General features: G+C 54.7%; 15 protein-coding genes, 3 tRNA genes, 1 pseudogene and 1 CRISPR repeat array. Of the genes and pseudogenes, 3 read left to right on the forward strand and 16 right to left on the reverse strand.

Going from position 1 to position 22,851, the window contains the following annotated elements; genetic code table 11:
* Complete coding sequence (locus tag DW089_RS07550) at positions 1–1,194, reverse strand: aminotransferase class V-fold PLP-dependent enzyme (protein ID WP_105327043.1); 1,194 nt, start codon at positions 1,192–1,194, stop codon at positions 1–3.
* 167 nt (positions 1,195–1,361) lie between these two features.
* Here DW089_RS07550 and DW089_RS07555 point away from each other — a divergent pair, with 167 nt between their 5' ends.
* From DW089_RS07555 to DW089_RS07565, 3 genes are all read left to right on the forward strand, one after another.
* Complete coding sequence (locus tag DW089_RS07555) at positions 1,362–2,324, forward strand: LysR family transcriptional regulator (protein ID WP_105327042.1); 963 nt, start codon at positions 1,362–1,364, stop codon at positions 2,322–2,324.
* Between the two features lie 66 nt (positions 2,325–2,390).
* The gene (locus DW089_RS07560) at positions 2,391–2,921 is read left to right on the forward strand and encodes a GNAT family N-acetyltransferase (RefSeq protein WP_105327041.1); all 531 of its coding nucleotides are present in this window, start codon (positions 2,391–2,393) and stop codon (positions 2,919–2,921) included.
* 427 nt (positions 2,922–3,348) lie between these two features.
* Positions 3,349–3,933: an HIRAN domain-containing protein gene (locus DW089_RS07565; RefSeq protein WP_118287029.1), complete on the forward strand. Its 585-nt coding sequence runs from the start codon at positions 3,349–3,351 to the stop codon at positions 3,931–3,933.
* Positions 3,934–4,101: 168 nt separating this feature from the next.
* On the opposite strand, the gene DW089_RS07570 is transcribed toward DW089_RS07565, so the two are convergent.
* The 15 genes and pseudogenes from DW089_RS07570 to DW089_RS07640 all read right to left on the reverse strand — a co-directional run bounded on the left by DW089_RS07570 (position 4,102) and on the right by DW089_RS07640 (position 22,847).
* On the reverse strand, positions 4,102–4,419 hold the full coding sequence (locus DW089_RS07570; protein ID WP_105327040.1) for a transposase: 318 nt from the start codon (positions 4,417–4,419) through the stop codon (positions 4,102–4,104).
* Positions 4,420–4,499: 80 nt separating this feature from the next.
* A CRISPR array of direct repeats spans positions 4,500–11,360; the repeat unit is 33 nt; unit sequence ATTTCAATCCACGCTCCCCTTGCGGGGAGCGAC.
* Positions 11,361–11,527: 167 nt separating this feature from the next.
* Positions 11,528–11,614: pseudogene (locus tag DW089_RS11810) on the reverse strand (CRISPR-associated protein Cas4); the annotation flags it as partial.
* A gap of 26 nt (positions 11,615–11,640) precedes the next feature.
* The gene (locus DW089_RS07580) at positions 11,641–11,988 is read right to left on the reverse strand and encodes a type I CRISPR-associated protein Cas7 (RefSeq protein WP_105327039.1); all 348 of its coding nucleotides are present in this window, start codon (positions 11,986–11,988) and stop codon (positions 11,641–11,643) included.
* 747 nt (positions 11,989–12,735) lie between these two features.
* A tRNA-Val gene (locus DW089_RS07585) sits at positions 12,736–12,811 on the reverse strand.
* A gap of 4 nt (positions 12,812–12,815) precedes the next feature.
* Positions 12,816–12,890: transfer RNA gene (locus DW089_RS07590), tRNA-Glu, on the reverse strand.
* Between the two features lie 9 nt (positions 12,891–12,899).
* Positions 12,900–12,975, reverse strand: a tRNA-Lys gene (locus DW089_RS07595).
* 97 nt (positions 12,976–13,072) lie between these two features.
* Positions 13,073–14,104, reverse strand: a complete 1,032-nt coding sequence (locus DW089_RS07600) for a glycosyltransferase family 9 protein (RefSeq protein ID WP_105327038.1) — start codon at positions 14,102–14,104, stop codon at positions 13,073–13,075.
* Positions 14,088–15,161 carry a lipopolysaccharide heptosyltransferase II gene (gene waaF, locus DW089_RS07605; protein WP_231086394.1) on the reverse strand — a complete coding sequence of 358 codons (1,074 nt, stop codon included), beginning with the start codon at positions 15,159–15,161 and terminating at the stop codon, positions 14,088–14,090. Before waaF ends, DW089_RS07600 begins: the two co-directional genes overlap by 17 nt.
* Entirely contained in the window at positions 15,151–15,687 is a 537-nt protein-coding gene (locus DW089_RS07610; RefSeq protein ID WP_105327037.1) for a D-glycero-beta-D-manno-heptose 1,7-bisphosphate 7-phosphatase, read from the reverse strand. Before DW089_RS07610 ends, waaF begins: the two co-directional genes overlap by 11 nt.
* Positions 15,684–16,652, reverse strand: a complete 969-nt coding sequence (rfaD, locus tag DW089_RS07615; RefSeq protein WP_105327036.1) for an ADP-glyceromanno-heptose 6-epimerase — start codon at positions 16,650–16,652, stop codon at positions 15,684–15,686. Before rfaD ends, DW089_RS07610 begins: the two co-directional genes overlap by 4 nt.
* The gene (gene rfaE1 / locus DW089_RS07620) at positions 16,649–18,127 is read right to left on the reverse strand and encodes a D-glycero-beta-D-manno-heptose-7-phosphate kinase (protein ID WP_105327035.1); all 1,479 of its coding nucleotides are present in this window, start codon (positions 18,125–18,127) and stop codon (positions 16,649–16,651) included. Before rfaE1 ends, rfaD begins: the two co-directional genes overlap by 4 nt.
* Positions 18,120–18,710 carry a D-sedoheptulose 7-phosphate isomerase gene (gene gmhA, locus DW089_RS07625; protein ID WP_105327034.1) on the reverse strand — a complete coding sequence of 197 codons (591 nt, stop codon included), beginning with the start codon at positions 18,708–18,710 and terminating at the stop codon, positions 18,120–18,122. Before gmhA ends, rfaE1 begins: the two co-directional genes overlap by 8 nt.
* Complete coding sequence (locus DW089_RS07630) at positions 18,691–20,310, reverse strand: organic solvent tolerance protein OstA (RefSeq protein ID WP_105327033.1); 1,620 nt, start codon at positions 20,308–20,310, stop codon at positions 18,691–18,693. Before DW089_RS07630 ends, gmhA begins: the two co-directional genes overlap by 20 nt.
* 176 nt (positions 20,311–20,486) lie before the next feature.
* Positions 20,487–21,872 (reverse strand): hypothetical protein, encoded by a 1,386-nt coding sequence (locus DW089_RS07635; protein WP_231086396.1) that lies wholly within the window; start codon positions 21,870–21,872, stop codon positions 20,487–20,489.
* A 48-nt stretch (positions 21,873–21,920) separates the two neighbouring features.
* Positions 21,921–22,847, reverse strand: coding sequence for a VirK/YbjX family protein (locus DW089_RS07640; protein ID WP_105327031.1), 927 nt, complete (start codon positions 22,845–22,847; stop codon positions 21,921–21,923).
* Positions 22,848–22,851: the final 4 nt, after the last annotated feature.

Genomic DNA, 22,851 nt, shown 5'->3' on the forward strand with positions numbered 1-22,851 from the left:
CTAAGCAAGAATCTTTTTTAAGCCGGCCAGCAAAGCATCAATATCTTCCTTGCTGGTAAAATAATGAACAGAACTTCTCACAACGCCATTAACACCCAAAGGCCGAATGGCCAAAAGCGCTCCCTGTGCGCCGGAGGCTACACACACATTGGCTTCTTTACCCAGCCGGGACGCAATTTCCGAGCAGCTGTGGCCCCGTACATTCCAAGAAATTACCCCTGCCAGCTTTTGGGCATCATGGGTTCCGTACAGCTCCACTTCGGGAATCGCCAACAGCCCATCAATCATGTACTGGGTCAATTCAGCAATGCGTTTTTGGATATTGTCCGTGCCAATTTCTGCAAGGGTATCCACTGCCACGCCCAGGCCAATCATCCCAGCCGTATTCAGTACCCCGGCCTCAAATTTATAGGGAGCTTCATTGAGTACCATGGTCTTTTCATCTACCAAGCGTCCGGCCCGGCTGCCAATATCCAACGGCTTCAGCATAGGGGTCAATTCCTTTTTGATATAAAGAGCTCCGGTGCCCTGCGGCCCCATCATACTCTTTCTGCCGCAGATGGACATGAAATCACAGCCGGATTTCTGTACATCCATGGTCAGCCGGCCGCCAGCCTGGGCTGAATCCACCATGTAAAAAGCGCCCGCTTCCCGAGCAATCGCACCAATTTCTTCTACAGGGGTAATAGTGCCAAAAATATTTGACACATAAGTTACGTTAATCAACTTGGTTTTTGGCGTTACCAGGGCCCGGATGGCGTCTGGCTTTACGAAGCCTTCTTTAGTCGCCTGGGCGAATTTGACTACAACGCCCCGATCCTGAACCAGGCGCAGCCAGGGCATGATGTTGGATTGATGCTCCACTGTAGTCAAGATAATTTCGTCCCCTGCTTCCCAGGGTCCGCCATAGGCTACCATATTGATGGCTTCCGTGGTGTTTTTGGTAAAGCAGATTTCTTCGGGGGCCTTGGCATTAATGAATTTGGCCAATTTGGCTCTGGCTTCGTTCACCTTAGCCGCTGCTTCCACAGAGGCAGGAAATTCTCCAACTCCGTAATTCAAAGGGTATTTTTGCCCATATTCTTCCATTGCCGCCCAAACCCGGGTGGAAGAAGGTACGACAGATGCATTGTCCAAATAATGGACCGTGTCCATAAAAGGAATCAATTTCCTCATTTCCTGTGGTGATAACATAACAAAAGCCTCCCTTAACTAAATCAATTTGTATCATATTCTCTGCTTTCATTATAAGAACGAGGAGCAGTTAATTCCAATATAAATTAAAATATCGATTCCATTGATTAGAATCAATAGTATAATAAAGACAACTGCATAAATGAAATACACAAGGAGGGGCTGCCATGTTTCGCAACGCTAATTATATCTACACCGTCTACCAGGAACGGAATTTCAGCCGGGCTGCAGAAAAGCTTTTTATTTCCCAATCCTCCCTCAGCCTGACCATCAAAAAAGCCGAGGAGAGAATCGGTGCGCCGATTTTTAACCGTTCCGTCTCGCCCATTGGACTCACCGAATTTGGCAAAAAGTATATTGCTGCGGTGGAAGAAATGAGGCGCATCCAAAATCGCCTGGAAAATGATATCTACGAAATCAATCATCTAAAACAGGGACACTTGTCAGTAGGCGCCGGCAATTTTCATTCCACCTACCTGCTGCCCCTGGCCCTTTCGCCCTTCCGGGAAGCGTACCCCAAGGTACTGGTAGATATGCATGAAAGTACCACCCAAGAACTGCTAAAAAAGTTGGACCGGGGAGAGATTGATCTATTGTTTTCCAATAAGCATCTGCCAGAAAAACAATATCGCAAGTTTGTCATCTGTCATGAGTTTACGGTACTGGTCGTGCCTGAAAAATACTGTACCTGTCCGGAAATCCGTCAACAGGCCCGTACCCGGGAAGAACTTTCCCGTTATCCCGTGCAGCAACTGGAAAATCACCTGCTGCCGCCAGTCTTCTTAACTAACTTCCAGCAAACTCCCTTTGTGCTACTGCGGCCCGGCAACAACAGCCGGCAGCGGGCAGATACCCTTTTTCTGGAAGCAGGTTTTCAACCCTCTGTGGTACTGGAACTGGACCAGGCTTCCACTGCCTACCGGCTGGCCGCTTCAGGCCTAGGGGCCGCCATCGTCAGCAATCTGATGGTCCGCACCATGGAGCCGCCCCAGCACTGCTGCTTCTTTCCCCTGGAAGTTCCCCATACTGAGCAATACATCAGTGTCTACTTTCCCAAAGAAGCCATTATGACCAAGGCCATGGAAGAATTTATCAAGATTGCTCGAATCGCCATTCCAGCAGTCCTGTAAAAAAGCTTGCGGGGCTTTCCTTCCTCCGCTATACTGGAAAAAATGATGCAAAAGGAGGGCAAAGCTATGATTCGTAAAGCCCTGGAAAAGGATGTTCCGGCGGCAGCTGCGAACTACCGGGAGCTGCTGACCTATGAAAAAGAAAATGGTACCAATTCCAACTGGGTGCTGGACCTGTACCCCACCCGGGAAACGGCAGAGAAGGCCTGGCAGGCTGGTACGCTGTACGTTCTGGAGGAGGACGGGGAGATCTGCGGCAGCGTGATTCTAAACCAGCTCCAGCCGGCAGAATATGGACCTGCGCCTTGGCATATTCCTGCGGCTCCGGAGGAAGTGCTGGTGATCCACACCCTATGCATTCCGCCCAGCCGGGCAGGGCACGGGTATGGAAAGCAGTTCGTCCAGTTTGCCCTCGCCCTTGCGGCCCAACAGGGCTGCAAGGCGGTCCGTCTGGATACCTGGGCGGGCAACAAGCCGGCGGCTGCCCTGTACACCAAAATGGGCTTTGCCTATGTGGGACGGGCCAACGTCCTGCTTCAAGGGGTCATTCCCGAAGAACAGATTTTCTTTGATCATGCAGTGGAAGCAGAAAGCTAGAGGCTTCTGCAAGCAGGGCTGTGAAAAAATGGCGTGCGAACTTGTTTGGGTTCGCATGCCATTTTTTTGTTCATTATAGCCGCATCCAAACATCCCACAAGTTTTCCCATGAAGGTTTGGTCCATAAGGCCCATACGGCAGCTGCTTGGAATACGGCGAACCGCTCGGGGATACCCCGCACCACTTCACTTCAGGTTTGCAGACCGCACGACCTTTTAAAGGCTCCTACCTTTAGGGGGGAGCTGGCAGACACGTTAGTGGCTGACTGAGCGGGGATTCCCGGCACCACTTCACTTCAGGGCCGCTGACCGCACCCACTTTTTTTCCAAAACCGCTCTTCTGGGAGTTTTTCCCCCCACCCTTCCTGCTATACTGAAAGTAGAAAGGAAGAGAAGTATAGAAGAGAAGGCTAAAGGAGGAAGGACCTATGACCAAGTTATATTGTACCCTGACGGGCTTTAACCACTACTTTGGAAACGAGTTTCTCAAGCGGCACATGAAGGTCCAGCTGATCAAGGAGCCGGACAACAAGTACGACAAAGAAGCCATCCGGTGCGAGCTGGAGCCCCTGGGCAAAATCGGCTATGTGGCCAACAGCGTGGGCACCATTCTGGGAAATTGCTGGAGCGGCGGCCGGCTGTACGACAAGATTGGGGACAAGACGGAAGCCACGGTGGAGCTGATACTAGACCGGGGCGCCGTACTGGCGGTAGAAGCTGCTGAGCCGGAAAAGCCAGCAGCTGAACCGAAGCCGGAAGAAACCACTGCACAAACCGCAGCTGCAGAGGAAACCCTGGAAGAAAAGCAGCTTGGGCAAATGCGCCAGCAGCTGCTGCAGGACCGGGAAAAACTGGAGAAGACCCTGCAAAGAGTGCATGAAGAGCAGGAGGAGCAAGCTTCCCGGGAAGAACGGTTCCACCAGGAACTGCACCGCCGGAACCGCCAAATAGCAGAACTCCGGGAGCAGCTCCAACTGTTGGAACGGAAGAACCAGTTGCTGGAGGAGAAGTGACCGTTTGCAGCTTGGGGCATAAAAAATACTGGATGCTAAAGAACATCCAGTATTTTTTATGCCCCAAAATTCGTACAAGGTACAATGGACCCCCGCATGCCAGCCGCTACAGGAAGGCCAGCACACTTTACCCTAGACAGTTCGCTTGGCCGCCAGATAGCCAGACCGTCAGTCCTTGGCATCCTTTTGGGGAATTTTGGGAACGACTTCTCCCGCCTTGCGAAAACAGTCCTGAAGGAAGTCCCGCTCAAGCGTCAGCTGGTCACTCTTTTGCTTCAGCTCCTTCTTCTTTCTTTGAACGTCCTTACGCCCAGAATCTGCCTCAAAAGCACGATGCGCATTTTGCAGAAAAGCCTGCTTCCATTTCCGAACCAGCTCCGAATCCAGATGATTTTCGGAACAAATAACAGCAAAATCCTTGTCACCCTGAAGGATTGATAAGACGATTTTGGCCTTAAATTCAGCAGAATAGTTATGGCTTTCCATGGCAGCGGCCTCCGTTCTTGTTACCTATACTATAGCATATACATTTAAAATTTTCAGGCCTGGTCCGAATTCCTGGGCCCATTGTAATCCACGCTCCCTTTACGGGGAGCGACCCCTCCTGCTGATTCAAGACTTTGTCTATTACATATTTCAATCCACGCTCCCCTTACGGGGAGCGACTCAGGGTCTGGTCTACTTTTCTGACCACGGGGAGATTTCAATCCACGCTCCCCTTACGGGGAGCGACTCAGGGTCTGGTCTACTTTTCTGACCACGGGGAGATTTCAATCCACGCTCCCCTTGTGGGGAGCGACCAGCAGGAAGCATGCAGCAGGAAAAGTGCTACAGATTTCAATCCACGCTCCCCTTGTGGGGAGCGACAGGGTCCTTAAATTGCGCCGTGGTAGGTACCCCGATTTCAATCCACGCTCCCCTTGCGGGGAGCGACCTCGCTCTCAGGCATATGGCTCCAGCTTACCTCATTTCAATCCACGCTCCCCTTGCGGGGAGCGACGGCAGATTGTTACCAATGTTGCCGTTTCCACCAATTTCAATCCACGCTCCCCTTGCGGGGAGCGACTACTGAAGTGATTGCGGACCGGGTGGAACTGATTATTTCAATCCACGCTCCCCTTGCGGGGAGCGACCTGCCTATTGCCACCTTAACGTTCAGCGGGTCCAATTTCAATCCACGCTCCCCTTGCGGGGAGCGACCCCAGCGGGCCCGGGAGATGAACCTGTTCAAGGTATTTCAATCCACGCTCCCCTTGCGGGGAGCGACCTACCACCTGGGAGGCATACGTCCTGCCCAGGCAATTTCAATCCACGCTCCCCTTGCGGGGAGCGACGCCCTGCAAGAAACCGGACCTGGACAACATCCTATTTCAATCCACGCTCCCCTTGCGGGGAGCGACACTACTGGGTGACCCACTATGTCAATGGACTTCCTATTTCAATCCACGCTCCCCTTGCGGGGAGCGACCATGCTAGGCCAGTAGACGCGCCTTTCCAGCCCGTATTTCAATCCACGCTCCCCTTGCGGGGAGCGACAGTCGTAGCTGCTGAATTGGGCACGTGCTACCAATTTCAATCCACGCTCCCCTTGCGGGGAGCGACACGGGAGCAAATATTTTTATTGCGAATGCAGGACATTTCAATCCACGCTCCCCTTGCGGGGAGCGACATGACGGAAATATTCATGGCGTGGTCCAAGTAGATTTCAATCCACGCTCCCCTTGCGGGGAGCGACATAGCTTGCCTGATTGCCATCGTCAGAAACTTAATTTCAATCCACGCTCCCCTTGCGGGGAGCGACCGTATAAAACTGTAACATTAGATACAGAATTTGGATTTCAATCCACGCTCCCCTTGCGGGGAGCGACCGGATACGCCTATGCTGTAGATGCCGCCCATGGGATTTCAATCCACGCTCCCCTTGCGGGGAGCGACGTGCTACGACAGCACCAAGACTGATGCCCTGGTGATTTCAATCCACGCTCCCCTTGCGGGGAGCGACGAGCCTTTCGAGCAGGACTTGATTGGGCAGATGTATTTCAATCCACGCTCCCCTTGCGGGGAGCGACGCCATTGTTTGTTCCTCCCACCCTTGATAATCGGATTTCAATCCACGCTCCCCTTGCGGGGAGCGACGGAAATCGCTTTCGTGTATCCTTCATGTCGGAAATTTCAATCCACGCTCCCCTTGCGGGGAGCGACTCTTGCATACTTTGATGACTATGGCATCGAGCTTATTTCAATCCACGCTCCCCTTGCGGGGAGCGACGGGAGTTGGGACCATTGATTCAGATTACCGTGGAATTTCAATCCACGCTCCCCTTGCGGGGAGCGACTTCACGGCGGTCAAGAAAAAATGGGCGGCAACGGATTTCAATCCACGCTCCCCTTGCGGGGAGCGACGTGGCAATATTGGCACCCCGGTTTAACCTCCTCATTTCAATCCACGCTCCCCTTGCGGGGAGCGACAGCATATAAGATCTGCAATAAAAGATGGCATGATATTTCAATCCACGCTCCCCTTGCGGGGAGCGACATGGATTAAACCCACACCCACGGTCTCCATTAAAATTTCAATCCACGCTCCCCTTGCGGGGAGCGACTCGTGGTCCTGGACGACCAGGCGCACGGCAGCTGATTTCAATCCACGCTCCCCTTGCGGGGAGCGACCCGGAGGCGACATCCAGACGGCAAGCACTGCGCTGATATTTCAATCCACGCTCCCCTTGCGGGGAGCGACCCGAAGGAAACACTTCCGGCGGTGGTATCACCATCGGATTTCAATCCACGCTCCCCTTGCGGGGAGCGACCAGAGCGCGGGAAATCATGAAATCCGGGAAACTATTTCAATCCACGCTCCCCTTGCGGGGAGCGACAAGAGAATCAATGAAAAGGATGAATCTCTTCCTCATTTCAATCCACGCTCCCCTTGCGGGGAGCGACTGCTGAAGCAAGTCAGTAATAGCCTGACGGAGTCGGAATTTCAATCCACGCTCCCCTTGCGGGGAGCGACTCGGCGGAAATCACTTCCACCACGGGAGCATCGGTATTTCAATCCACGCTCCCCTTGCGGGGAGCGACGAGCCGCAACCATTTCCTCCACATCCGACTTGTATTTCAATCCACGCTCCCCTTGCGGGGAGCGACGGGCTTCGTCCAGGGCTTTCGTTTGCTCCATGGTATTTCAATCCACGCTCCCCTTGCGGGGAGCGACGCTTTGGAAGTTCAAGACGGTTCAGGACGAAGGATTTCAATCCACGCTCCCCTTGCGGGGAGCGATTGCTTGACGCGGACGAGGAACGTATCGACGACCTGATTTCAATCCACGCTCCCCTTGCGGGGAGCGACTACCTGGGGCGGCACGACCATGGACAATGGCCCGCATTTCAATCCACGCTCCCCTTGCGGGGAGCGACGAAGCAGAAAGGAGAGGATTTACTTGACATCAGTAATTTCAATCCACGCTCCCCTTGCGGGGAGCGACGCAATGCTATCCAGCAGCGCATCTACCTGATCAAAATTTCAATCCACGCTCCCCTTGCGGGGAGCGACATTCTTGTCCATTTCTTGTTTCCAGATAGTAGAATTTCAATCCACGCTCCCCTTGCGGGGAGCGACGGAACTTTCGAAGCAGATCCAACGTATTCTATGGATTTCAATCCACGCTCCCCTTGCGGGGAGCGACCTAACTCAGATGAAGATGAAGGGAGAAATGGAATATTTCAATCCACGCTCCCCTTGCGGGGAGCGACCACGGGTACGGGATACATTCCTGCGGATGTACCAATTTCAATCCACGCTCCCCTTGCGGGGAGCGACCATGGGGTGCAAGGCTTTAAGCCCTGTAAGACTAATTTCAATCCACGCTCCCCTTGCGGGGAGCGACGGAATAAAACCGCAGAAATAGCCGGCAACAATTTATTTCAATCCACGCTCCCCTTGCGGGGAGCGACTGTTATTGGTCAGCCCTCTTTCGTACATCTCATCATTTCAATCCACGCTCCCCTTGCGGGGAGCGACTTCCCGATCCCGCCATACTTCCTCCGGCACCGGATTTCAATCCACGCTCCCCTTGCGGGGAGCGACCGCCGGTGCCAATGCGTCCGTAGTCGTCAACCAATTTCAATCCACGCTCCCCTTGCGGGGAGCGACCGCTGCCGTCCGTCCTGGACGTCGAGGCGCTGATATTTCAATCCACGCTCCCCTTGCGGGGAGCGACCCCCGATGGACGCGAGGCGTTAAATGCCAGCCTATTTCAATCCACGCTCCCCTTGCGGGGAGCGACAAAGATTTCACAAGATAGGGGGTATGGTTCGTAATTTCAATCCACGCTCCCCTTGCGGGGAGCGACGGCCCTTATTTATTATTATGAGGTGATCGCGTGATTTCAATCCACGCTCCCCTTGCGGGGAGCGACAAGATCATTCCAAAAAGCAGCAGGGGGACAAAAAATTTCAATCCACGCTCCCCTTGCGGGGAGCGACTGTTGACAGCAATTCTTTGTGGCACCGCGACAGATTTCAATCCACGCTCCCCTTGCGGGGAGCGACTCGCCTGTATGGTCATCGATGTAACCGGATATTATTTCAATCCACGCTCCCCTTGCGGGGAGCGACTAATCTGAGCAAAGAGGGAGTGCAGATTGATGGATTTCAATCCACGCTCCCCTTGCGGGGAGCGACTAACGGTCATCGGCGATCACACCTGCTTTTTGCAATTTCAATCCACGCTCCCCTTGCGGGGAGCGACCACGGCTGACAAGGCCGTTGCAGACGGCAACGGATTTCAATCCACGCTCCCCTTGCGGGGAGCGACCGGGAATCCGGAAGACGATGATCTGAGCGCAGAAATTTCAATCCACGCTCCCCTTGCGGGGAGCGACTTCAATACCGGGAATTTCGGTCGGATCTGCTACATTTCAATCCACGCTCCCCTTGCGGGGAGCGACGAGTTCTTTGTTCCAGTCATGTTTTTTATACCTCAATTTCAATCCACGCTCCCCTTGCGGGGAGCGACTCCCTTTATATGAGAACCTGCAATGGTCTTTCATATTTCAATCCACGCTCCCCTTGCGGGGAGCGACCGAAGTTCCCACACACATGGATACCGATTGTATGAATTTCAATCCACGCTCCCCTTGCGGGGAGCGACCTTCTCATTCTGACATCAGCATGATACCCTTCCGATTTCAATCCACGCTCCCCTTGCGGGGAGCGACGAAGCTACAGAAGGGCTTAATGAGTTAGCCGCAATTTCAATCCACGCTCCCCTTGCGGGGAGCGACCTGAAGGGCGTCGGAGGCGTGAGCCTTACCAGGATTTCAATCCACGCTCCCCTTGCGGGGAGCGACCCGGATGATGACCGGGAGTGGAGCCTGAAACCATTTCAATCCACGCTCCCCTTGCGGGGAGCGACGGCTTTGCCTCCGGGGGCTACATCAGCGGACCGGATTTCAATCCACGCTCCCCTTGCGGGGAGCGACTGGACGCCTCCGGCCCTGGACTCTTATCTTGATGATTTCAATCCACGCTCCCCTTGCGGGGAGCGACGATGTTCGCATAGACTACGTTTCGGGTCACCATAAATTTCAATCCACGCTCCCCTTGCGGGGAGCGACTGTACTCATTGATAAGGTGCGCTCCATCAACTTTATTTCAATCCACGCTCCCCTTGCGGGGAGCGACCGGTGCAGTAAATGTTGCCCTCCCGGTAGCCGGAATTTCAATCCACGCTCCCCTTGCGGGGAGCGACAGTCCTGTGACCCCGGCGGCGGCGTACATGGTAATTTCAATCCACGCTCCCCTTGCGGGGAGCGACCATCAAAGGCGGAGGGCGGGGACTGAGATACACCATTTCAATCCACGCTCCCCTTGCGGGGAGCGACGGATGAAAAATTCGGATTGCGTATCGTTCCGTGTATTTCAATCCACGCTCCCCTTGCGGGGAGCGACGATATTGATAACGGCGGCACGATTTACCAGCACGGATTTCAATCCACGCTCCCCTTGCGGGGAGCGACCAGTCCCGGCGTTCCGCGTCGTCCACATGGGCAACATTTCAATCCACGCTCCCCTTGCGGGGAGCGACCTCACTTCCTTGTTTCCTACAAAATTCCTACATTTTATTTCAATCCACGCTCCCCTTGCGGGGAGCGACGGTTAATGCCATCAAACAAAAGGGCACTCTGGATATTTCAATCCACGCTCCCCTTGCGGGGAGCGACGACAGATTGTTATGGATCTGGGAGATGCCTACAAATTTCAATCCACGCTCCCCTTGCGGGGAGCGACATGCGGCGGCCTTCCACCGTCGCAACCGCCGGAGATTTCAATCCACGCTCCCCTTGCGGGGAGCGACGACTCTGAATAGGACAATGGCTTACAACTGCAAGATTTCAATCCACGCTCCCCTTGCGGGGAGCGACTAACTGCATCCCCTTGCGCATTGCCTGCAAACCGATTTCAATCCACGCTCCCCTTGCGGGGAGCGACGACAGCAGCGAAATCTATAATCGTTTTCCGGTGATTTCAATCCACGCTCCCCTTGCGGGGAGCGACTTTGGTTCGGGGCCATCGTCAAGGAGCAGGGCGGATTTCAATCCACGCTCCCCTTGCGGGGAGCGACAAATGGATACATAAAACTTAAAAATTTTTTTTATATTTCAATCCACGCTCCCCTTGCGGGGAGCGACATCTGAGGGCAGACACCATGCCGGGAACGATGGTGATTTCAATCCACGCTCCCCTTGCGGGGAGCGACGCCAGCAGGTTAAAATATCAACGGTCCGAATACGGATTTCAATCCACGCTCCCCTTGCGGGGAGCGACCCTCCGTATCGGGGAAGCCCTTGCCCTCACGTGGATTTCAATCCACGCTCCCCTTGCGGGGAGCGACGATAACATATGACTATTACCGCTGAAGATTTAAAATTTCAATCCACGCTCCCCTTGCGGGGAGCGACGATCTATCCGGGCGGCTTCGGTCACCACCCGGGTATTTCAATCCACGCTCCCCTTGCGGGGAGCGACCGCCGAAAAGGACGCCTCGGTCACTGCCCCCAATTTCAATCCACGCTCCCCTTGCGGGGAGCGACGATGGACTGGACAACTACAGGACTTACTGTCGAATTTCAATCCACGCTCCCCTTGCGGGGAGCGACCAAGCTGGTCACAGTAAGGTAGGTGACCAGCCATATTTCAATCCACGCTCCCCTTGCGGGGAGCGACCTGTTCAAACGTGCACAGCCCGCGGTCTTCCGCGCATTTCAATCCACGCTCCCCTTGCGGGGAGCGACTCGGGGGTGATTCTTACTTCTACGGCCCTGGGGATTTCAATCCACGCTCCCCTTGCGGGGAGCGACCCCTTTATTTGGTCTGCCACATCATGCAGATAGTATTTCAATCCACGCTCCCCTTGCGGGGAGCGACTGTCAAACAAAAAAACACTGAATCCCTGCGGGATTCAACCTACAATTTTGCGAATCTCATAAAGCAAGTCCTTTGGAGCACGCAAAATCATTATTAAAACTTATGGGAGCTTTTGGTTCGCATAACCGGATTAATTTTCCAACTGGATTATATCCAGCCTTAATTCCAATATGGATAAGTGCCCATTGTCGCCTGCAAAATGCAAAGTGCCGAATTCCTGACAATAAGAGATATCTATTTTTATTATATGCCATTTTATCACGTATGGTGATGTGTCGATTTATGCTTTTACTTTTTCTTGCTCAACCATTTCCGTACAGTGTACCCCTGCCGGCCAAGCTGCGGTATCTACTATTACAGCATAATCTTCAAACGCGCGTGCAACTTTCTGGGCATCCTTCTTTTCTACCTGCACACAGTTAAACAGTTTATAGGCTTGTACATTACCCATCACAGAATCATGCTTGAATACATACAATTTCTGCACAGCCATATTGCCTCTGGCAGCAGAATGGTCATTTTCAAACAAATTGACCAAAGCGTCCCAAAGCAGCTTTAAGTCGGCTTCCGAAAAACCGGTAGATTTTTGTGCCAGGTTGGCAGAAATATAGCCATCTAGCCGATACAAACCCTAAGGATTACATGTAGATTTTCTTTGTTCTTTCCAGTTCTAAGTTTAAATCTATTGTAGCATAGACTATGTAGAAAAATACTCCCTCTTAAATTACATCTGCTTAACATTAAAAGAAAACCAAAATTTTGTCTATTACGTCAGGGTGATCCAAGTTTTGCAATACAAATCAGCTCAGTACTTCTACATTGGTCCTAGCTAGATGCATTTTGTTGGTTTGATGGGGTGTTGTATTCCCCTTATAAAAGCAATCTTTTCTTCACTTTGCAGAATCTAATCCACAGGTGCTTATTTACACTAGCAGCCAAGTGATTTATTAATATTATTATCTTATCATAAAGCATATACTATTTCCCCATCAGTTTTCCTGCATTTTTACTTAATGTTTCAGCTGCTGGGATTTGCTTAGCTTCAAACGGTATAGATTGAAAATGACTCTGCCCCTTTTTTGTCCATTAGCCTCTCAGCACCAGAATCCTAAATCTTTCTGTCTCTATACAGCCGCCAGAAAGGAGTGCTGCAGCAGCCCCACATTTCCTTCTAGCGGCTTCTTTTACCTCCGTTAGTACAAATTACTTAGGGTCCAGCTGCGACCGTTCAAACGCCTTTTAAGGGCACACCAGAACGTCAAAAAGGACATGGAAAATTTCCATGTCCTTAGGATATTTCTTGTAAATTTATTAAATACTTTTTTAGGTAAATAAAAAAGACGATACAGCGTTGCGCGTATATCGTCTTCTTTTGTGGTGGGCGATGACAGGATCGAACTGCCGACATTCTGCTTGTAAGGCAGACGCTCTCCCAGCTGAGCTAATCGCCCGTGATGGTGACCGGAGGGGGAATCGAACCCCCGATACCGCCGTGAAAGGGCGGTGTCTTAACCGCTTGACCATCCGGCCAAAAAAAAGTGGTGATCCGCCAGAGGATCGAACTCTGGACACCCTGATTAAGAGTCAGGTGCTCTACCAGCTGAGCTAGCGGACCACGTCCTGCAACCGGTTGTCTCAACCGATTACTTTGATATCTTACACGATTTCAAAGGATTTTGCAAGTACTTTTTTCAACTTTTTTGGTTTTTTCCCTATTTTTTTTCGTCCAGCCAGTGATGGGCCGCCTGGAGCACCTGCTGCACGGTCAAATCCCGCATACAGCGCATATCGTCGCAGTGGTGTTTCATGCCGTTCCGGCACCCGTCGCAGGGCGGGATGGCCCGGACGATGGTGGCCTTATCCGTATAGGGGCCGTACAGTTCCGGGTGGCTGGGGCCGTACATGGCCACAATGGGCACCTTTTGGCTGATGGCCACGTGCATGGGGCCGCTGTCGTTGGTGATGATCAGGCTGCACCGGCTCATAGCTGCGGCCAGGGCTCCCAGGGAGAATTTCCCCGTCGCCACCATGGGGCGGCTGTGCATAAAGGAAATGGCTTCCTGGACCATGGTTTCGTCCATGGGGCCGCCGAAGAATACCGTCCGGTACCCTTCCTGGGCCAGGGTATCCGCCACCTGGGCAAACCGTTCCGGTGCCCAGCGTTTGGTGACCACGGCGCTGCCGATGTTAAAGCCCACTACCTTTTCTTTCGGCTTCAGGTCCTGCTGGTCCCAAAACTCTGCCGCCCTGGCCTGCTGCTCCGGACCGGGGAAGACTTCCAGGCCGTTATGGACCAGGGGTTTCACCCCCAGCCGGGTCAGCACGTCCAGATACATATCTGCGGCGTGGAGGGTCCGGTTCAGCTTCAGATAGGGGTGAAAGAAGGGCCGGAACAAAAAGTGGGAGGCCCCCACCTTCACCGGCACCGACGCCATGGCATCAATAAAGGAGCACCGCTCGTTGGGGTGCAGGTTGATCAGGATATCGAAGTGGGCGGCCGAGATTTTTCTGCTCATGGCCCACAGGGCGGACAAATGGTCGTCCTTCCCTTTTTTGTCGATGGTCCAGACCTGGTCGATATTGGGGTTATGGTCCACCACTTCCCGCAGCTTCTGGTCCACCAGGTAGGTGATTTCCGCTCCGGGAGCGGCCTGCCGCAGGGCATGGAGGAAGGGCGTGGTCAGCACCAGGTCTCCCAGGTGCATCAGGAAGGTCACGATAATTTTTTTATTGGCGAGTTCCATGGTCTCCTCCCTTCAGCTTGTCTTCAAACAGGGCATACACCTGCTCCGGCGTAACGGCCGCCATGCATTCCCAATGATTGCACTGCTTTTTCAGGCAGCCGGCACAGGAAACCGGGCTGACCAGCACTGTGGCGTCCGGGTCCCCATAGGGGCCCGTCCGGTCCGGCCGGGTAGGTCCGTAGACTGCCACCAGTTTTTTTCCGTAGGCGGCAGCAATGTGCAGAGGCCCCGTATCCCCGCTCATGTAGAACAGGGCGCCCTTGATCAGGGCTCCCAGCTCCCGAAGGCCCGTACTGCCAATCAGATTGATGACCTTGGGGTTATAGCGGGTTTCTTCCTGGATCCGTTCTCCCAGGGCTGCATCTCCCTGGCCGCCGGCCAGCACCACCCAATAGCCGTGGTCCATAAACAGCTGGGCCAGCTTCCCGTAGGATTCCGCCGGCCAGCGTTTGGTGACCCAGCGGGCACCAGGCACCAGCACCACATAGGGCAGCTGGGTTTCCGCCCGGACACCGGCCCGGATCAGCCGGTTCCGCATCAGCAGGCATTCTTCCTTGAGTTCCGGCATGGGATAGCGGACCTGGTCCACCTTGGCTCCCAGGTACCGGGCTACGTCCAGGTACCGCTCAATCACGTGGTCGTGGGCATGGGGCCCGGTAATGGCCCGGGACACCAGGCCGCTGCCTTCGCGCATTTCGCAGTAGCCGATTTTTTCCGGGGCCCCGGTCAGGTATGCCATCACGGCGCTTTTAAACAGGCCCTGAAGGTCAATCACCAGGTCAAAATGCCTGGCCTGGAGCATGGCCCGGGTTTCCTTCAGGCACTGCCATTTGGCGTGCCAGCTCATACGGCCAAAAGCCGCCTTGTCAAAGTAGAGAATCTCGTCAATGACAGGCGGTTCTGGGATAAAGGCTCCGAACTGGGGGTGGACCAGCCAGGTAATCTTGGCCTCGGGGTACGCAGACCGCAGGGCCGCCGCAAAGGGCAGGGCATGGATTACGTCCCCCAGGGAGCTCATTTTGATGATCAAAATATTTTTATAGTCTTTAACAGTCACAGTGCACCTTCTGTCTGCGCAGCACCAGCCGGACAAAGGTCAGCAGATTTTTCCCGGTAAACCGGTAGCCGGGCACTCCCGCCGCCAGGGCCGCTTCCACATCGGAGGCCTTGTCCCCGATCAAAAAGGAGGCGTGCCGGTCAATGGGATGCTCTTCCATGGCCTGGAGCAGCATACCCGGTTCGGGCTTCCTACAGCCGCAGGCCACGGTCAGCTCCGGAATCACCCCTTTGGTGGGATGATGGGGACAGTGGTAGAAGCCGTCGATTTTCCCACCGGCCTTGGCCAGTTCCGCGTTCATATGGGCATGGAACTGGTCCATCTGCTCCTTGGTATAAAAGCCCCGGGCAATGCCGCTTTGGTTGGTCACCACGTAGATGGCGTACCCCAGGCTGCGGAGCAAGGCCACGGCTTCCCGTGCCCCCTCCACCCATTCCAGCTCTTCCGGCCGGTAGATATAGCCCTTGTCCACGTCCAGGACTCCGTCCCGGTCAAAGAACACTGCTTTTTCCAGTTCCGTACTCATGCCTTATAATACCCATCCGATTCTTCCAGCAGCTGGCAGTATTCCTTTACGGCAGTGTTGAAGTCCGTAAAGCCGCCATCGTAGCCGGCCGCCAAAAGGCGGGTGTCGTCGGCCTGGGTGTAGCTCTGGTATTTGCCCTTCAGGCCTTCGGGGAACGGAATGTATTCCAGCTCGCCGCTGCCGAAGAATTCCAGTACGGCATGGGCCATATCGTTAAAGGTATGGGCATGGCCCGTACCCAGGTTGTACACGCCCTTCAGTTCCGGATGCTGCCAGAAATAGAATAGCACCTTCACCACGTCTTTTACGTACACAAAGTCCCGGGTCTGCTCACCGGGGCCGTAGCCGTCGTAGCTGCCAAACAGCTTCACCTTGTGGTCCTGCTTCCATTCCAGGAACATTTGGCGTACCAGGGAAGCCATCTTGCCCTTGTGGTTTTCCTGAGGTCCGTACACGTTGAAATAACGGAAGCCGGCAATCTGGCTGTCCGCCTTGTCAAAGTAGCGACGGGCATAGTTGTCGAAGAACAGCTTGGAGAAGGCATACACGTTCAGGGCTTCTTCGCAGGCCGGTTCCTCCCGGAACCCGTTTTTGCCGCTGCCGTAGGTGGAAGCGGAAGAAGCGTACAGGAACTGGATTTTCCGGTCCAGGGCAAAGTGCATCAGGGTCTTGGTGTACTCAAAGTTGTTTTCCATCATGTATTTGCCGTTATATTCCATGGTATCGGAGCAGGCCCCTTCATGGAAAATCACGTCAATGGGCGTATGGTTGAATTCCCCTGCTTTGATTTTTTGCAGGAAATCGATTTTGTCCAGATAATCCATGACCTTCAGGCCCTGGATGTTCTTGAACTTCACCATGTTGGTCAGGTTGTCCACCACCAAGATGTCGTCCCGGCCCAGGTCGTTCAAGCCTTTTACAATGTTGCTGCCGATAAAGCCGGCACCGCCGGTCACAATAATCATATTTTACCCTCCTTCACCAGGGCGGCAATCTTGGCAATTACCCCCGTGGTGGAATAGCCTTCCTTAAAGGGAAGGATCCGGACCTGGCCGGCGTATTCCCGCCCGGCCACCTGTTCCGGTGTATAGTCGCCGCCTTTGACCAGAATGTCCGGCCGAATCCGGGCAATCAAGTTGGTAGGCGTATCTTCGCTGAAAAATACTACGGCATCCACGCAGGCAAGGGCTGCCAGAAGCCGAGCCCGGTCATTTTCCTTGTTGAGAGGCCGGGTTTCTCCCTTGAGCCGCTTCACCGAGTCGTCGGTGTTCACCCCTACAATCAGGTGACGGCCCAGCTGAGCGGCCTGCTCCAGGTACTGGACATGACCTGCATGGAGGATATCAAAGCACCCGTTGGTAAAGACCACGGTTTCCCCGGCGGTCTTCCAGGTCCGGGCCAGGCTTTCGATTTCGTCCCAGCTTAACGGCCGGTAATCCTGGCCTTCCCGTTCTTCACAGGCAAGGACTTCCTTCAGCAGCTCTTCCCGGTGCACCGGATAGGTGCCCACCTTGGATACCACAATGCCGGCTGCCTTGTTGGACAGGTTCAGGGCTTCTGCCAGAGGCAGCTTACCCGCCGCTGCAGCCAGCAGCACCGCCGCCACCGTATCCCCGGCCCCAGACACATCAAACACGTCCCGGGCCGTAGCGGCTTCGGTAATCACTTCGTTTTTATTGATCAGGGACACGCCCTTTTCCGAGCGGGTCACCACCACATTGCTGATTTGGAACTGGTCCCGGGCCTTGGCGGCCAGCCGGACCAGGGGTTCTGTTTCGTTGGGCACCACTTCCCCGGCAGCTTCGCACATTTCCTTTACGTTGGGGGTAATGAAGTCGCAGCCGGTGTACTTATGCCAGTCGGAGCCTTTGGGGTCCACCAGCACGGGCACCTGGAACACATGGGCCGTATCGATGACCTGGCGGCAGAAATGGTCGGAGCACACGCCCTTGGCGTAGTCGGAGAGAATCACCCCGTTCAGGCCTTCCTGGAGCTTCTGGGTCAGCCATTCCAGCAGCAGCCGCTCCTCTTCCGGCACCAGGTCTCCGGGCTCCTCAAAGTCCAGCCGCAGCATCTGCTGCCGGGCTCCGATGATCCGCAGTTTGGTAATAGTTTTCCGTTCCGGCATGGGCAAAAGCCCGCCGTAGTCGATGCCCGCCTGAGCCAGCTTCTTCTCCAGCTCTTTCCGGTGGCTGTCGGCGCCGGTGACCCCGGCCATATAGACCTGGACCCCCAGGCCCGCCAGGTTGGCGGCCACGTTGCCGGCGCCCCCCAAAACGGCTTCCATTTTCCGCACCCGGTTCACGGGCACGGGCGCTTCCGGGGAAATGCGCTTCACTTCTCCATAAATATATTGGTCCAGCATCACATCGCCCAAAACGGCGATTTTCAGTTTCTGGATATCTTCAGTCAAAAATTGGGTGCTTTGGGTATTACGCATAACTTTCCACCAGCTCACAGAGAATATGGCCCATGATTTCATGGATTTCCTGGCCCCGGGCGGTGTTTTCCGCAGGCACATTCAGGAGCACGTCGCAGAGCTCCGCCATCTTGCCCCCGTCCTTGCAGGTAAAGCCAATGACCTTCATGTGCTTTTCCCGGGCCTTGGCAATGGCCTCCAGCACATTCTTGCTGTTGCCGGAGGTGGAAATTCCCACCAGCACGTCCCCTTCCCGGCCCAGGCCTTCTACCTGCCGGGAAAAAATCTTGTCGTAGCCGTAATCGTTGCCCACCGCCGTCAAAATGGACGTATCCGTAGTGAGCGCCAGGGCGGCCATCCCCGGCCGTTCCTTTTGGAAGCGGCCCACAATTTCCGCAGCCCAATGCTGGGCATCCGCAGCCGAACCGCCGTTGCCGCAGAACATCACTTTGCCGCCGGCAGCCAGGGCCATAGAAACCATCCCGGCTGCGTCTTCCAGGTTCCGGAGCAGGCGCTTGCTGCCCATGACCTTATGGACCAGTTTCTCATGTTCCAGGAAGCGGGCACTGATCAGTTCTTGTGCATTACCAACGGAAGAGGTCATATTTCACACTCCATTCATTGTCATTATTGTATTTCTTATCCCGGTATTCCAGTTCCAGCCGGAAGCAGCAGAAATCGTGGCTCCACCGGTAGATGTATTCGTAAATCTGGCTCTTGCCTTCATCGTAGCGGAGCAGCCAGGTCAGCCGGTCGTTGGGCCCCAACTGCTTGATGATGCCCCACTGGAGTTCCTTGGCCATATCCGGGTCGTTGTAGGCGAAGACGGAGCTGTGTTCCTTCTGATAGTAGTAGCCCAGCCAGGTGTTCCAGCCGCCGCTAAAGCTCTTGCCCAGGGTGGCAGAATACAGCATGGTCTTTTTGGTTTCGTCGTTGATGCTTTCTTTGACCCACTTGTGGCCCATGCCCAGGTTCAGGGACAGGGGATTAGCTTCATGGGTCAGGTAGATGGGATCGTGGGTCAGGAACACCCCGTATTCCGTATGCCAGCTTTCCTTCCAGTTGTCCTTCCACAGGCCATGGCTATAGTAGGCGGAATAGTTCAGCGGCCATTTGTCGTTGAATTTATGGCTCTTGTAGCCAATCAAGACGTCCCGTTTCTTTCGGATCCAGTTGTTGTCCGAGTCTTCCGTATGGCCGTCCTGGATGCGCACGTAGAAGTTCCGTTCGTCCTGAACGTCGTAGTACAGGGGCCGCCAGCCAATCTTGGAGTAGTACTTCAGTTCAGCGGTGGCCACGTTCTTGTCGCTGAGGGGAACGTTGAAATTGTAGCGGATTTCCGTGCCATGGTCCTTGGTGTAGCCGATATGGGGAATCAGGCTCTGGCCCTGGTCATCATCGCCAAAGCGGTTGATCCAGCGGTCCCGGGAATACACATGGACGCCTTTGATATACACCTTTACGTTATAGGCAATAATCTTGTCCTTGGGGTAGATGATGACCTTTTCGGCCTTTACATCTACGCAGGGCGGGTGCTTGACTGCCGGGCAGCGGGTGGTTTCCCCGCCATCGGTAAGTTCCACCCGGTCCGGGTACACTTCCCCGATGTTGGCCCGGTAGATATCCTTGCCGTTGGTGCCGGAAATATCCTTGATGGTACCGGTTTTGTCCAGGAAGTTGTAGTGGCCCCATTTGCCGTTGGTGACGCTGGTGCTGCCCCCGCTGGAGTTCACAATGCGGCCCCCGGTCAAGAGGTACACATCCCCGGTTTTGGAGTTGCCGGTGGCTTCCGTGGTATACAGTTTCTGGTTGCCCTGATACAGGCGCACGTTGCCGGTGGCCTTAAAATCCCCGCTTTCGGAGTTGTAGGTCACCTGATCCCCGTAGATGGTAATGGGCAGGGTGGATTCGCTGGCCACCTTTTCGCCCCGTTCTTCCCGTTCCTTTTGCTCCGTTACGGTTTCCTGGCCTGCCAGGGTTACTTTTTCCGTCTGGGCATCCGGCTGATCCTGCAGGCGGCGGGAACGTTCCTGCACTGCGGCGCTTGCCTGAACGTCATCGATGGTCTGCTGGGGCTGGTAGCCGGGGCCGTCCTTGGAACTGAGCTTGCCCCCGTCGTAGCCATAATCCATAATGGCTGCCGATGCCATACCGGGCAGTGCCAATGCCATTGTAATGCCTAAGGCCAATGCCTTTTTCTTCATAAGTTAGGTACCTCCGCCGGATTGTAGATTTCTGTACTGCTTTATGCCCACTTTTCCCAGTCCTCCCCGGACCGGAAAAAAGTCATATTCCCTTATATTATAACACAAAAAGGTCTTTCTCTTTCCTACTTTATGGAAAGAGAAAGACCTTTACCAAATGCCTTGTACAAAGTGCCTTACAGGGTTGCCGGGGTATAGGCACTGCCGTCGTCCGTGTCAGTGCCGGTTTGGCTGGCAGCTTCCTGCTTCCGGGCAGCAGCCAAAGCGGCTTCCGTTTCAGCGTCGGCCTTGTCGCCGGTGCCGCTGGTATTTACGGAACCGATTTGAACATCTTCCATGGGTTCATCCAGGGAAGCATCCTGGCTAGGAGCCGGAGTTTGAGCCGGAGTCTGGGCTGTTGCCGCAGTAGTGGTGCTGGCAGCCGGGGCCGTAGCAGCAGGCTGGGTTTCAGCAGCGGGTTCTGCAGCCGGTTCTGCGGCTGGTTCAGCGGCTGGTTCAGCAGCCGGTTCCGTTTGGGCTTCTGCCTTAGCAGCCGGCTGGGCAGCCGTACCCGGTTTTACCAGGGTGCTGGTAGCTTCCGGATTTTCCGCAGCGGTGGTCAGCTGCTGGCCACTGGCCGTATTGCCGGCCAAAATCACGCCATTAATGGTGGTGTCCTGTTCTACCTGGACGTAGGTATTGGAACCCGCAGGAATGGTCACGGAGGAACCCTTCACAAAAGCGCCGCCTACAATGCCCACCGGTCCAAAGAGGACCATGCCTCCAATAGAAGCACCGGCTGCACCGGCTGCGGTTTTGGCCTGCTGTTTGGCCAGATCACCGACCGTAACGGGAACGGCTTCCCCGTTAACGGCTACCACATGGGAGAAGTCCAGGTCAATCCGGGCATCCCGGCCAAAAATCCGGGGCTGCACCACTTTTTGGATTTTGCCCACACCTTTGGCGCCTTTGGGCAATACCAGGGCTTCGCCCACGTACACGTTGTCGTCCACCACAAAGTCCACAGCATCGCCGGCCTGGGCCGTTTTGCTGCTGATGTCGCTCATGAATTTCACTTTAATCAGGGAATCCTTGGGCAGTACCACAGGGCTGGAAGTCAGGCTTCCAGAGGGGAAAGCGGCCTTGGTCAGGCGGGCTACCCGGCTAAGCACCGTATCCTGGGGGTACTGGGTGCCAAAAATACTGGTTTCCAGATTGCCAATCCGGTTGATGGCACCTTCCGTGCCCATCCGGTCAGAGAACTGCCATTCAATGACGTTCAGTACGGCGGCCAGGGAAAGCTGCCCATTGTTGGGGTCCCCTTCCACCCGGTTGTACAGCCGGTCCACCCGGCTCATGACGGAACCGCTGGTTTCCTGACCGTACAGTTCCTTTTCCAATTTATCCACACGGGAAACCAAAGAGCCGGTTTGTTCCGCTCCGTCCATAAAGGTTTCCACTTGCTCCAGTTTGCCCGAGACGGTGTTCGCGGTCTCAAGATCTGCGGCCATAGCCGGGGCCAGGCAGGTCAGGCAAAGGAGTGCCGTTACAACAAGACTGATTACTTTTTTCAATCCAGACACCTCCGTGGGGTAATAGTACTTCTGCAATACACTTTATTTTACCATAAATCAGAGCTTTTCGATAGTCTGGGGCGCCAGCCAGGGCTTTAGCTGCTCCGCCATCGTCACTTCCATGGCGTCCAGCATTTCATAACGCCGCCGGTGGTTGGCCCGCTTGGAGGGCTTCAGCTCCGACAGATCCCGGCGCACTTCCTCCAGGGGAATCCGGTAGAACCGGCGATCGCCGCTGGGGCTGCCGCCGCACTCTGCCCAGAAGTCCCCAAAGTTGGTTTTCAGCTTCCGGTCCATGCGCACGTGGTTCATGGCGTAGTAGCCCTGGTTGGTCACGGCGTAGATTTCCTGGCAGTGCCACAGCTTGGCCAGGGTCCGCAGCCCATAGAAAATCAGGTTCTTGGTCCGGTAGCCAAAGTACTTCTTGGTCATGGCCTTGACCGCATCGTTGCCCAGGCTGGTGCCCTGAAGGGCCCCTACAAAGGCGCAGGTTTTGCCCCCAGCCGGGTCCGGTCCCAGCCAGAACATAATCTGGTAGAAATCCACCCCGCCCCAATGGAGCACCAGGGACAGGCAGCCTTCCTTCCGCTGGCCTGGGTGGAACAGCAGGTCCAGGGTCAGGGGTTCCTCCTGGAAGGTATCCTGCCACAGGGTAATTTTCCCGTGGTCGGTGTAGATTTTGGTCAACAGTTCCGGTTTGCCGATTTGCTGGAGGGCCAGGATATGGTGGCGGATGAGCGCCGCCCGTTCCGTAAACGTGGCCCCCTTATAGAAAAAGGCCCGGGTTGCCTGTTCCAGCAGACAGGGCATGCCGGCAAAGACTTTTTCCCGCACCGGGTCACTATGGAAGAAGTGCTGGAGCGCGGTAATTTCTCCGCTGTGCCCCAGGCAGCGTAGCAGGAAAACCCAGTAGCGCTTCCGCTCTTTCAGGTGAACACAGTTGTAGCAGGCATGGCCCACAGTTTTTAGTTCATTCCAATCCATTAAA

Source organism: Acidaminococcus sp. AM05-11 (genome assembly GCF_003472805.1).
Classification (GTDB): domain Bacteria; phylum Bacillota; class Negativicutes; order Acidaminococcales; family Acidaminococcaceae; genus Acidaminococcus; species Acidaminococcus hominis.